Origin of the sequence: Nocardia sp. NPDC057353 (assembly GCF_042667085.1) — a bacterium.
GTDB lineage: Bacteria > Actinomycetota > Actinomycetes > Mycobacteriales > Mycobacteriaceae > Nocardia.
Genome location: NZ_JBHVAK010000026.1, coordinates 1 through 12024, shown reverse-complemented (window position 1 = coordinate 12024; position 12024 = coordinate 1). Strand labels below are relative to the sequence as shown.

11 protein-coding genes and 1 tRNA gene are annotated in these 12024 nt (G+C 72.7%); 7 read left to right on the top strand and 5 right to left on the bottom strand.

Going from position 1 to position 12024, the window contains the following annotated elements:
- Nucleotides 1–5: 5 nt before the first annotated feature.
- From ACFUUZ_RS15785 to ACFUUZ_RS15775, 3 genes are all read right to left on the bottom strand, one after another.
- Entirely contained in the window at nucleotides 6–653 is a 648-nt protein-coding gene (locus ACFUUZ_RS15785) for a DUF998 domain-containing protein (RefSeq protein WP_378696657.1), read from the bottom strand.
- A gap of 231 nt (nucleotides 654–884) precedes the next feature.
- The gene (locus tag ACFUUZ_RS15780; protein WP_378696655.1) at nucleotides 885–1289 is read right to left on the bottom strand and encodes a very short patch repair endonuclease; all 405 of its coding nucleotides are present in this window, start codon (nucleotides 1287–1289) and stop codon (nucleotides 885–887) included.
- A complete protein-coding gene (locus ACFUUZ_RS15775) occupies nucleotides 1286–2413 on the bottom strand; it encodes a DNA cytosine methyltransferase (protein ID WP_378696752.1) in 1128 nt (375 codons plus the stop codon). The genes ACFUUZ_RS15780 and ACFUUZ_RS15775 overlap by 4 nt, the downstream gene beginning before the upstream one ends.
- A 196-nt stretch (nucleotides 2414–2609) precedes the next feature.
- Here ACFUUZ_RS15775 and ACFUUZ_RS15770 point away from each other — a divergent pair, with 196 nt between their 5' ends.
- From ACFUUZ_RS15770 to ACFUUZ_RS15760, 3 genes are read left to right on the top strand one after another with little or no spacing between them, the layout of a single operon-like run.
- Nucleotides 2610–4418, top strand: a complete 1809-nt coding sequence (locus ACFUUZ_RS15770; RefSeq protein ID WP_378696653.1) for an ABC transporter ATP-binding protein — start codon at nucleotides 2610–2612, stop codon at nucleotides 4416–4418.
- Nucleotides 4418–6268 (top strand): ABC transporter ATP-binding protein, encoded by a 1851-nt coding sequence (locus ACFUUZ_RS15765; RefSeq protein ID WP_378696651.1) that lies wholly within the window; start codon nucleotides 4418–4420, stop codon nucleotides 6266–6268. Before ACFUUZ_RS15770 ends, ACFUUZ_RS15765 begins: the two co-directional genes overlap by 1 nt.
- A gap of 36 nt (nucleotides 6269–6304) precedes the next feature.
- The gene (locus tag ACFUUZ_RS15760; protein WP_378696649.1) at nucleotides 6305–6910 is read left to right on the top strand and encodes a putative glycolipid-binding domain-containing protein; all 606 of its coding nucleotides are present in this window, start codon (nucleotides 6305–6307) and stop codon (nucleotides 6908–6910) included.
- Nucleotides 6911–6924: 14 nt separating this feature from the next.
- On the opposite strand, the gene ACFUUZ_RS15755 is transcribed toward ACFUUZ_RS15760, so the two are convergent.
- Nucleotides 6925–7863: a prephenate dehydrogenase gene (locus ACFUUZ_RS15755; protein WP_378696647.1), complete on the bottom strand. Its 939-nt coding sequence runs from the start codon at nucleotides 7861–7863 to the stop codon at nucleotides 6925–6927.
- A 59-nt stretch (nucleotides 7864–7922) separates the two neighbouring features.
- On the opposite strand from ACFUUZ_RS15755, the gene ACFUUZ_RS15750 reads away from it, so the two are divergent.
- From ACFUUZ_RS15750 to ACFUUZ_RS15735, 4 genes are all read left to right on the top strand, one after another.
- Nucleotides 7923–8462, top strand: a complete 540-nt coding sequence (locus ACFUUZ_RS15750; protein WP_378696645.1) for a tRNA adenosine deaminase-associated protein — start codon at nucleotides 7923–7925, stop codon at nucleotides 8460–8462.
- Nucleotides 8463–8499: 37 nt separating this feature from the next.
- A complete protein-coding gene (locus tag ACFUUZ_RS15745) occupies nucleotides 8500–8931 on the top strand; it encodes a nucleoside deaminase (RefSeq protein WP_378696750.1) in 432 nt (143 codons plus the stop codon).
- 45 nt (nucleotides 8932–8976) lie between these two features.
- Nucleotides 8977–9067, top strand: a tRNA-Ser gene (locus ACFUUZ_RS15740).
- 203 nt (nucleotides 9068–9270) lie between these two features.
- Nucleotides 9271–9471, top strand: coding sequence for a hypothetical protein (locus tag ACFUUZ_RS15735; RefSeq protein WP_378696643.1), 201 nt, complete (start codon nucleotides 9271–9273; stop codon nucleotides 9469–9471).
- 123 nt (nucleotides 9472–9594) lie between these two features.
- On the opposite strand, the gene ACFUUZ_RS15730 is transcribed toward ACFUUZ_RS15735, so the two are convergent.
- On the bottom strand, nucleotides 9595–11850 hold the full coding sequence (locus ACFUUZ_RS15730) for an MMPL family transporter (RefSeq protein ID WP_378696641.1): 2256 nt from the start codon (nucleotides 11848–11850) through the stop codon (nucleotides 9595–9597).
- Between the last annotated feature and the right edge of the window lie 174 nt (nucleotides 11851–12024).

Genomic DNA, 12024 nt, shown 5'->3' with positions numbered 1-12024 from the left:
CGACACTACCGCCGTGCCCTGGCGACTTCGAGCGCCAGCGCGAGCAGCCACAGCGCCATGGCGGTCACCTGGACGCGCTGCGCGATGCCGAGCGCGTAGTCACCGGAGAGGTTGTCCGCCACCAGCATCCACACCGTCGCCACCGCGCCGACCGCCAGCGCCGCCGCGCCGAACTCGCGCAGCGCGGGCCCGTAGCGGTACCGGAAGGCGGCGAGGGTGAAGGCGAACGCGGCCACGGCGATCCCGGTGACGGCGAGCGTGCTGGTCAGCGCGTGCGGCTGGTGCAGCTGCGGGAAGAGGCCGCTGTTCGCGCAGTCGGCGCAGTCGCGCAGCGGCACCTGCGCGTCGGCCACCGTCGCCGCGCCGAAGCAGAGCAGCGCGACCCAGCCGGTCACCGTGAGCGGCCTGCGCGGGAAGCGGGCCAGCGCCACGGCCGCGGCCAGCGCGGCGAGCGCGCCCGCCACGGTGTCGGCGGTCGAGAAGACCTCGCGGTAGGGCTTGCCCTCGGCGTCGAGTTCGCTGAGGAAGCTGTGCACCGGGTCGGCGTGCAGCGGCAGCGCGAACTGCAGCACCCAGGCCGAGTAGCTCACTCCGGCGACGGCGAGGGCAAGGGCGACGAACCAGGTGGCGGGGCCGCGCGCCGAAGTGAGCATGGCTCGATTGTGGCGTGTGCGGCGGCCGGACCCGCGCACACCGATTTCGGAGGGTGCACACAGGCTGGTGTCAGGTTCGGCGCGCAGGCTGGAGCGCGAATCGAGGAGGTGAAGCGATGATCGCAATCGCGACCGCGGTGGCGGGCTGCGCGGTGATGGCGGCCATGGCGGTGTCCGGGCACCTGGCGGCGCGGGCCCCGCTCGGGCTGGTGGCCGTCCGCAGGCGCTGAGCTACCGCAGCGCGGTCTGGACGCGGTCCGCGGCGGCCGCGGCGTCCTCGTGCTCCCATACGCGGATGACCTGCCACCCCGCCGCGGTGAGCTCGGCGTCGGTGGCGCGGTCGCGGGCGACATTGCCCGCGAGTTTGGCCGCCCACCACTCGGCATTGTTCTTGGGCGCGGTGGCGTGCTGCGGGCAGCGGTGCCAGAAGCAGCCGTCCACGTAGACGGCGACCCGGCGGCGCGGGAAGACCAGGTCGGCGCGGCGGCGCTGGCCGCGCAGCGGGGCCCGGTCGACGAAGTAGCGCAGGCCGCGGCGGTGCAGTTCGCGGCGCAGCGCCAGCTCCGGTTTGGTGTTCGCGCGGCGCTGCCTGGCCATGCGCGCGCTGGTCGCGGCGTCGGTGCCGGGCCGGGTCATGCCGCACCCATCCGGTCCAGGTGCGTCTCGACGTCGTCGAGGAAGCCGGGCGGGAAGCGCAGCGAGCCCATGCCCGCGCGGCGCAGGAAGCCCGCGGTGGCGCGGGCGGAGAGCAGCCGGGAGCCGGTCAGGAAGTCGGCGAGCCCCTCGTACGGCTCGTGCACCGGCCAGGTGGAGACGGGGGAGCGGTAGGCGCGGCCCGCCCTGCCCCACGCGGCGCTCGGCCACGGCTGGCCCGGTGCCAGCTCGGGGCCGTCGGGGAACGGGTCGGCGGCGCTGTCGAGGCGGCTGCCGACCCACTCGGCCATGCGCACGCTCACCGCATTGCCGACCAGCTTCCAGCGGTGGCCGTGGCGGAAGCCGGGGACGGTCAGGGCGGGCTCGGTCCAGCCCGCGGTGAAGCCCTGCAGCCGCTCGCCGTCCTCGATGCCGGGCGTGACGAGCTCGCCCGCGGGCAGCCGGACCGCGGGCGGGCTGGCGATGCCGAGCGCGGAGCCGCCCTTCAGCGTCGGGACCGCGTTCACCGCCCAGCCGAGGCCGCGGACGCCCTCGGTCCAGTAGAAGCCGCACGGGTCCAGCGCGGGGTCGCCCTGCTCCAGCGGGCCCGCGTCCTCGGCAAGCAGGACTCGGCGCGGGTCCTCGGTGCGCGAGGCCAGCAGCAGGACCCGCTGCCTGCGCTGCGGCAGGCCGAAGGCGCGGGCGTCAACAACGCGGTAGGCCCAGGTGTAGCCGAGTTCGTCGAGCGCGGCGGTGATGTGCCGCATGGCGGCGCCGCGGCCGAGCTGCAGCATGAAGGGGACGTTCTCCAGGAGCAGCCAGCGCGGGCCGCGGCGGCGGCGGACCAGGCGGAAGATCTCGTCCACCAGGCCGGAGCGGGCGCCGGAGATGCCCGCCGTCCGGCCTGCCTGGGAGAGGTCCTGGCAGGGGAAACCGGCCGCGACCAGTTCCGTTCCCTGGGGGAGGGCGCGCAGGCGGGTGACGTCGGGGTGGACGGGGATGCCGGGGAACCGCGCTTCGAGCACCGCTCGGGCACCAGGATCGATCTCACACAGCAACTCGGTCCGCCACCCGGTAGCGGACAGCCCCAGCTCCAGTCCGCCGATCCCGGCGAAGAGCCCCACCATCCGCATGGAGATACATATTGCCTGGGGTCGATCGGGGGCCGGTGCACGGGGAGGGGCAGTCCTGGGACGGTGGAAATTCGGTTGGCGGCGGCGGCGTGCGGTGCCACTCTGGAGGGCCGGAGCCTGTGCCCGTCCTTCCACCCGCCCACCCCGCCGTGTCGGCGGCTGCCGTGGTGCGCTCTCTCGAGGGGGAACCTTGTCCGTCGTGCTCGATCCCGCCGCCGAGCGAATACCCGTGCCGCCGGTCGCGGCGAAACCGAAGGGCAGGACGGCAGCGCTGCGCCGGTTCCTGCCGTACCTGCGGCCGCACCGGAACAAGATCGGCGCGGCGACGGCGCTCGCCATCCTCGCCATGCTGACCGAGATCGTGATTCCGCTGCTGATCGCCAGGATCATCGACGGGCCGATCGCGGGCGGCGCCTACGGCTCGGCGATCCCGCTGATCGGGGTGGTGCTGGTGCTCGGGCTGCTGCAGGCGCTCGGCACCTGGGGCAGGCGCCGGATGGTGGCGCGGCCCGCCGCCGAGTTCGAGGTCGCCATGCGCGCCATGATCTTCGGCAAGCTGCAGCGGCTCGCCATCGGCAACCACGACTCCTGGGAGTCCGGGCAGCTGCTCTCCCGCGCCGTCGACGACCTCGGCACGCTGCGCCGGTTCGTCGCCTTCGCCGGGCCGTTCCTGGTGCTGCACGCGGTGATCGTCCCGGTCGGGCTGGTGGTGCTGTGGATCCTGATCCCGCCGCTCGGCGCCGCCTTCACCGTGCTCGCCGTGCCGATCGTGGCCGTCTGCTACCGCTTCGTGCAGCGCTACGAGGTGGCGTCGCGGCGCTCGCAGGACCAGAGCGGCGACCTGGCCACCATCGCGGAGGAGTCGGCGCAGGGCATCCGGGTGCTGAAGGCGTTCGGGCGCGGGCCGTTCCTGGCCGCCCGGTTCGTCCGGCAGGCGGAGCAGCTGCGCGGCACCGAGCTGGTCAAGGTGCGGCTGGACGCCGTGCTCTGGTCCACCATGGTCGGGTTGCCACAGCTCGCCATCGTCTTCGCGCTCGGCTACGGCGGGTACGCGGTGGTGCACGGCCAGATGACGCTCGGCACGCTGGTCGCCGGGATCACGCTGGCCACCTTCCTGCAGTGGCCGATCATCTGGACCGGCTTCCTGCTCTCCGAGCTCAACGACGCGGGCACCGCGTCGGACCGCTACTGGGAGATCCTGGACCTCCCGCTCGCCATCTCCGACCCGGAGGACCCGCGGCCGCTGCCCGCGCGGGTCCGCGGCGAGCTGCGGCTGGAGCACGTGCGGTTCGCCTTCCCCGGCGCCCGGACCGAGGTGCTGCGCGACGTCTCGCTGCACGTCCGCCCCGGCGAGACGGTCGCGCTGGTCGGCGCCATCGGCAGCGGCAAGACCGCGCTGCTCAACCTGATCCCCCGGCTCTACGACGTGACCGGCGGCGCGCTGACCGTCGACGGCGTCGAGGTCTCCCGGCTGCGCCTGGCCGACCTGCGCACCGTGGTCACCGCCGCCTTCGAGGAGCCGGTGCTCTTCTCCGCGAGCGTCAGGGAGAACGTGGCGCTCGGCGAGCCCGCGGCCACCGACGCCGACGTGCGCGCCGCGCTGGAGATCGCGCAGGCCACCGAGTTCGTCGACCGGCTCCCCTGGGGGCTGGACACCAGGATCGGCGAGCAGGGGCTCAGCCTCTCCGGGGGGCAGCGGCAGCGGCTGGCGCTGGCCAGGGCGGTGCTCGGCGCCAAGGCAGGCGGCAGCGCGGGCCGGGTGCTGGTGCTGGACGACCCGCTCTCCGCGCTGGACGTCGCCACCGAGGAGCGGGTGCAGGCCCGGCTGCGCAGCGTGCTCGCGGGCGCGACCACGCTGCTGGTCGCGCACCGCCCCTCCACCGCCGCGCTGGCCGACCGGGTCGCGCTGCTCGCCGACGGCCGGATCGTCGCCGAGGGCACCCACGACCAACTGCTGCGCACCAGCACCCGCTACCGCGAACTCATGGGAGGCGCGTGATGGAGACCACCACCGACGACCGGAAAGACGCCGACCCCGCCGACTGGCGCGGCATCGCCAACGAGGACGGCGAGGTCACCAGGACCGGCAACCTGGTGCTCGCCGCCCGCTCCCGCAGACTGCTGCTCGACCTGGTCCGGCCCTACCGCGGCCGCGCCGCGGTCGTGCTGCTGCTCATCGTGCTGGACAACGCGCTCAAGGTCTCCGGCCCGCTCTTCATCGCCTACGGCCTGGACAGCGGGCTGGCCGCGGCCGGGCGCGGCGACTGGCGGCCGCTCGCCACCACCGTGGCGGGCTTCGCCGCGGTGACGCTGCTCAGCATGCTGACCACGCTGGTCTTCCTGCGGATCTCCGGAACGCTGAGCCAGAGCGTGCTCTTCGACCTGCGCGGGCGGCTCTTCGCGCACGTGCAGCGGCTCAGCGTCGAGTTCCACGAGAAGTACACCTCGGGCAAGGTCATCTCCCGGCTCACCGGCGATATCGAGACCCTGCAGGAGCTGCTGGAGGGGGCGCTCAACCAGGCGCTCGGCGCCATGCTCTCGGTGGTCACCATCGCCGCGCTGCTCATCTACCTGGACGCCGGGCTCGCGGTGATCGTGCTGGCGGGCTTCGTGCCGCTGGCCCTGGTCACCCGGTGGGCGCAGCGCAGGCAGCGGGCCGGGTACCGGCGCACCAGGGTGGCGATCGCCAGGGTGGTGGTGCACTTCGTGGAGACCATGGGCGGGATCCGCGCGGTGCAGGCCTTCCGCCGGGAGGACCGCAACCACGCCGTGCTTGCCGCCGAGGACAGCGAGTTCCGCGAGGCCAATGTCGCGGCCGCCTTCGGCATGAGCGACTACTCCGGGCTGACCAGGCTGCTCGGCAACCTCACCACGGTCGTCGTGCTCTCGGTCGGGGCATGGCAGGTCATCGATGGCAACCTCGCGGTCGGCGTGCTCGCCGCCTACCTGCTCTACCTGAACGAGTTCTACGGCCCGCTGGACGAGCTGGCGCAGGTCTTCAACGCCTACCAGTCGGCGGCGGCCGCGCTGGAGAAGATCTCCGGGGTGCTGGAGGAGGAGCCGTCGGTGCCGGAGCCGACCGACCCGGTCCCGCTCGGCGACCCGGCGGGCGCGCTGCGCATGGAGGCGGTGTGGTTCGACTACGCCGGGAAGGCCGCAGGCGCGCCGGTGCTGCCCGAGTTCGACCTGGAGATCCCGGCCGGACAGGTGATCGCGCTGGTCGGGGCCACCGGGGCGGGGAAGTCGACGCTGGTGAAGCTGCTCACCCGGTTCTACGACCCGAGTGGGGGCACGGTCCGGCTGGACGGCGTCGACCTGCGCCGGATCGCCGATGTCGAGCTGCGCCGGGCCGTGGTGATGGTCACCCAGGAGGCGTACCTCTTCGCCGGGTCGATCGCGGACAACATCCGCCTCGGCAGGCCGGAGGCCACCGACGCCGAGGTGGCCGCGGCGGCGTCGGCGGTGGGGCTGGACCCGTTCCTCGCGACGCTGCCGGACGGGCTCGGCACCGACGTGCGCAAGCGCGGCGGCAGGCTCTCCGCCGGGCAGCGCCAGCTGGTGGCGTTCGCTCGGGTCTTCCTGGCCGATCCCGCCGTCATCGTGCTGGACGAGGCCACCTCCAACCTGGACATCCCGAGCGAGCGGCTGGTGCAGGAGGCGCTGGAGCGGGTGCTGCGCGACCGCACCGCCGTGATCATCGCGCACCGGCTCTCCACCGTCTCGATCGCCGACCGGGTGCTGGTGCTGGAGGCGGGGCGGATCGTGGAGGACGGCGCCCCGGCTGCGCTCATCGCGGGGGCGGGACGGTTCGCCGGGCTGCACGCGGCGTGGCGGGAGACGCTGGTGTGATGCGGCCGACTGCCCCGCGTCGCTTACCGTAGAAGGGTGACGAACCCAGCCCCAGGACCCGAAAGCCAACCGGAGGAATCCCGGTGGCCGGCGATTCTCACGTGGCGTGCCCACAACGGGATGCGCATGGAGTCCGTGCGCGTGACGCTCAACGGGAACCGCATCCGTGCCACCGGCCGCATGATCGGCGCCGAGTGCGACGACCACCCGGCCTTCAGTGCCTCGTACGACCTGGTCACCGATGAGAACGGCGCGACAAAGCGGCTCTCGCTGCGCACCACGACCAGCGCCGGGGAGCGGCACGCCTCGATCGCGCGGGACAACGAGAGCTACTGGCTGGTCGACGCGGGCGGCAGCCACGTGCGCGCCACCTTCGCGGGCGCGCTCGATGTCGACGTGGTGCTCAGCCCGTTCTTCAACACGCTGCCGATTCGCCGATTCGGACTGCAGCACGCGGTGGAGGAGGTGCAGGTGCCGGTGGTCTACGTCCGGCTGCCCGACCTGCTGGTGCAGGAGGCGAACCTGGTCTACAGCAGCGCCGCCGACGGGATCAGCGTGCTGTCGCCGGTCTCGAGTGCCACCGTCGCGGTGGACGAGGACGGGTTCCTGCTCGACTACCCGGGGCTCGCGCGGCGGGTCTGAGGTTCGGCCCGCGTTCAGTCGATGGCGGTGAGGACAGCGCCGCGGCGGCCCGCGGCGCGGAGGTCGTCCAGCCAGCCCGCGGCGCCGGGCACGATGCCGGAGATGGTTTCCGGCTGCTGCTCCTCGTAGCGTCGCCGCGCGGCGTGCCCCGCTTCGGCGAGCGTGGCCAGCGAGCCGTCGTCCAGGGCGCGGCGGGCAACGGCCAGGACCTCCAGCGTCTCGTCGAGCACCGCGCGCAGTGCGGTGGCATTCGGCTCGCAGATGGCGCGGACCAGGTCCGGCGCGGTCCCGGCCACCCGGGTGCCGTCCCGGAACGACCCGGCCGCCAGACCCAGCGCGAGCGCACCGCCCGCGGCCCCCGCCTGCGCCAGCGCCTCGGCCAGGACGTGCGGCAGGTGCGAGATCCTGGCGACGGCGGCGTCGTGCTCCGCGGCGGTCGCCGGCACCACGCGCGCACCGCAGTCGAGCGCGAGCCGCGCCACCCGCCGCCACACCACCGGGTCGGTGCCGTCGTCGACGGTGACCGCCCACGCCGCGCCGCGGAAGAGCGCGGCATCGGTCGCCGCCCACCCCGACTCGGCGGTCCCGGCCATGGGGTGCCCGCCGACGAACCGCGCCGCCAGCCCGTGCGCCCGCACCGCCGCCGCCACCGGCGCCTTGACGCTCACCACGTCGGTCAGCGCGCAACCGGGGGCGTGCACCGCGACCTGCGCGAGCACCGCGTCCAGCGCGGGCATCGGCACCGCGAGCACCACCAGCGCATCGGCCGCGGCCGCGCGGCGCAGCACGGCGGGCAGATCGGCGCCGACCTCGAACCCGTCCGCGCCCGCGGCGGTCGCGGAGCGGTTGTAGCCGAAGGCTTCCCACCCCGCGGCGGCCGCCGCCCTGAGCAGGGAACCACCGATCAATCCGGTGCCGAGCACACACAGCGGAGCGGGGCGGCCGGCAATCATCGGTTCGGAGTTCTCCTACGACTTCAACAATTGAGCTCGGGCAGACTACCGTGGCGGCCATGGCAGCACAGCGCTCGGGCACGAACGGAGCGGCGTCGGACGACTACGACGACGTCGAGGGGTTCGCCGTGGCAGTTGTACGTGAAGAGGGTAAATGGCGGTGTAGCCCGCTGAGCAACGCCGCGCTCGGCGATCTCGTCGCTGCCGAGACCGAGTTGAAGGCGCTGCGCAGCTCGGGCGCGGTCTTCGGGCTGCTCGACGTGGACGACGAGTTCTTCGTCGTCGTGCGCCCCGCCCCGAGCGGTACCAGGCTGCTGGTCTCCGACGCCACCGCCGCCATCGAGTACGACATCGCCGCCGACGTGCTGGAGGCGCTCAATATCGAGGTCCCGGACATCGACCCGGACGAGCTCGACGACGTGGAGCCGTGGGAGGAGGGCGATCTCGGCGTGCTCGCCGACCTCGGCCTGCCCGAGCCGGTGCTCAGCGTCATCCTGGCCGAGACCGACCTCTACCCGGACGAGCAGCTCGGCATGATCGCCCAGCGGCTCGGCTTCGGCGACGAGTTCGCCGCGGTGCTCGACAAACTGCCGCACTGAGGTGGAGCCGCGCTCCGCGGCGGCCGACGCCGAGCTGATGCGGGCCGCGCTGGCCGCGGCGGGCGCGGCCGGGGCGCGCGACGTGCCCATCGGCGCCGTCGTCTTCGACGCGGACGGTCGCGAGCTCGCCCGCGCCGCCAATGCCAGGGAAGAACTCGGCGACCCCACCGCGCACGCCGAGATCCTCGCGCTGCGCCGGGCCGCCGCGGTGCACGGCGACGGCTGGCGGTTGGCGGGCAGCACGCTCGTCGTCACCGTCGAGCCGTGCACCATGTGCGCGGGTGCGCTGGTGCTCGCGCGGGTCGCGCGCGTGGTCTTCGGCGCCTGGGAGCCCAAGACCGGCGCCGTCGGCTCGCTGTGGGACGTGGTGCGCGACCGCCGGCTGAACCATCGCCCCGAGGTACGCGGCGGCGTGCTGGAGTCCGAGTGCGCCGAACTCCTCGACCGATTCTTCGCCGAACACCGCTGACCAGCCGTTTCGGTGATCCGGAGCCATCCGTGTATGGTTGTCGGCGGTGGCGTGTCCGAGCGGCCTAAGGAGCACGCCTCGAAAGCGTGTGAGGGGTAACCCCCCTCCGAGGGTTCAAATCCCTCCGCCACCGCCACAGCCCTCCACCTGATTTCAGCAGGTGGAGGGCTTTTTCATGCCCCGCCGTCCACCCCCCTTCCGGTGACAGCACCGGACATTGGCACCGCCGCCGGATAGAACATCGGACAGTGGGTATCCGCGCGAATAGATCTTGCGGGAAGGAAAGCGAAGCATGATGCGCCGCACGACGATCCGCACTGAACGATGCGCGAGAGAAACATGAGAATCGGAAGTGTCATTGTCCTGGTCTGGCTGGTCATCGGCATCATCGCCGCGGCGCAGCGCGATTACTTCGACAGCGGCCCGGTGAACTGCGCCGGGTTCGGCACGATCGCGGTCACCGTGATCGCCGGTCCGCTGAACTACCTGGGTGTGAACCCGAAGATCGATGACTGCAATGTGCCGCAGCCGAGCCCGTAGCGGGCAGGCGCTACCCATCGGGTAGCCGCGAAAAACGGGGCCCGGGTGTGGCGGCATCCGGGTTTCGGGGAAGACAGCGCCCGGCGGTGGAGAGCTCCTTCGGCCTCCACCGGCCGGGCGCTGTCATGTGCGCGCGGCGCGCAGCTTGGCGCCCTCGACGTCGATATCCGGGACGATGCGGTCCAGCCAGGCAGGCATCCACCACGCCCACCGGCCGAGCAGGGCGAGCAGGGCGGGGATGACCAGCATCCGGATCAGGAAGGCGTCGAGCAGGACGCCCGCCGCCAGCGCGAACCCCATGGACTTGGCGGTCACATTGGTCTCCAGGATGAACGAGCCGAAGACCGAGATCATGATGATCGCGGCGGCGGTCACCACCCGAGCGCCGTGGTGGTAGCCGTCCACCATCGCCTGCACCGGCTCCTTCCCGTGCACGTACTCCTCGCGCATCCGGGTGACCAGGAAGACCTGGTAGTCCATGGCGAGGCCGAAGACGAGGCCGATCAGCATGATCGGCAGGAAGCTGACGATCGGCCCCGGTTGGCTGATCAGCCCGAGCGCGCCGTCCTGGAAGATCAGGACGGTCGCGCCGAAGGTGGCGGCCATGGAGAGCAGGAAGCCGAGCGCGGCGGTGAGCGGTACCAGGATCGAGCGGAACACCAGGATCAGCAGGACGAAGGCGGCGCCCGCGACGATCGCCATGTAGGGCACGATCTTGCTGAGCAGCACGTGGTCGATATCGGCGTAGATGGCGGTCGTGCCGGTGATGCCGTACTCGATGCCGTACTCGTCGCGCAGCCCGGCCTCGGCATCCCGCGCCTCGCGCACCAGGTCCTTGGTGGCCTGGTCGTTCGGCCCCGACTCGGGGACGCCGTTCAGCAGCGCGCCGAGGCCGTCCTCGCTGCGCTGCGGCTCGGTCACGTAGTCCATGTCTTCGTAGCCGGCCAGAGTGTCGCGCAGGGTGGTGAGCGCCTGGTCGCGCCGGTCGGCGGGGACGTCGGTGAGGTCGACGGCGACGCTCAGGACGCCGTTGCTGCCCTCGCCGAACCCCTCGGTACGCAGCTCGTACGCCTTGCGCGCGGTGCTCTCGGCGGGCAGGCTCTCCTCGCCGGGCAGCCCGAGCTGCAGGTTCACCGCGGGCGCGGCGAGCAGCCCGAGCACCACGATGCCGAGCAGCAGGGCGAGCGCGGGGGCGCGGCCGATCAGCCGGGCCACCCGCACGCCGTTGGTGACGACGGAGTCGTCCTCCGGGTCGTGCTTGGCGACGAACGGGATCTCCGGCTTGAAGAGGAAGCGGCCGAAGGCGCCGAGCAGCGCAGGCATCAGGGTGATGGCGGTGAGCACGGCGAAGGCGGCGGCGATGGCGCCGCCGAGCCCCATGAAGGTCAGGAACCGCACCCCGACGATGCTCAGCCCGGCCAGCGCGATGATCACCGTCAACCCCGCGAAGACCACCGCGGAACCGGCGGTGCCGAGCGCGGTCCCCGCCGCCTCCTCGCGCGAGTCCAGCACCGCGACCTCGTGTTTGTACCGGGAGACGATGAAGAGCGCGTAGTCGATGGAGAGCGCGATGCCGATCATCGAGGCCAGGAAGGTGGTGAAGCTCGGCACCGAGAAGAAGCCGGTGCCGAGGAAGATGAGCGAGGTCGCCGCGCCGAGCCCGACCAGCGCGGTGAGGATCGGGACGAAGGCCGCCACGATCGCGCCGAAGGCCACGATCATGACCACCAGCGCCACCGCCATGCCGATCAGCTCGGACTGCCCGCTCGGCGCCTCCGGCTCCTGCGCGATGCTCCCGCTCAGCTCGACGGTGAGCCCGGCCGCGCGGGCCGGTGCCGCGACGCCGTAGGCGGCGGTGCGGTCGGCGGCGGTGATGGCGGCGAAGCCGTCGATGGTGAAGGGAACGCTCAGGGTGGCGACGGTGTCCGGGTTCGCCTGGTTGAGCACGTTGAGCGGCGCCGCGCTGCACGTCGAGGGGTTGCGGTCGGTGAGGCAGCCGAGCTCCTCGGTGGCGGTGATGGGGTCGGTGAGCGGGGTGGCGTGGTCGACGATGGCGAGGCCGTTGAGCCCGTCGATGAGCCCGGTGATCGCCGCCCGGTTCGCCGGGTCGGTGAGCCGCTGCCCGGCGGGCGCCGCGATGACGTAGGTGCCGGTCACCGCGTCGAAGGAGAACTCGTCCGAGAGGCCGGGGAAGTGCTGGTCCAGGATCTCGGTGGCCCGTTCGGAGGGCAGGTTCGGCAGGCTGAAGTCGTCGGCCATGGGCTCGCGCAGCTGCGCGCCGAGCCCGCCGAGGACCAGGGCGAGCACCAGCCAGGCAGTCAGCACCAGCCACTTGCGGCGGAAGGCGAACCTGCCCCACCGGTACAGATACACGGACAACGCATTCTCCTCACGGTGCTCGGGGTCGGGCGGGTTCGGGGAGTCGCGAACTGCCTGCCGACAACCGAGCGTCGGGGGCGAACCGAACCGGAGGGTCGAGATGCCTTCGAGTCTGCGTCGGCGCGCGGACAAGATCAAGCACAAACGGCCCCGCACCCGGGAACGGGTGCGGGG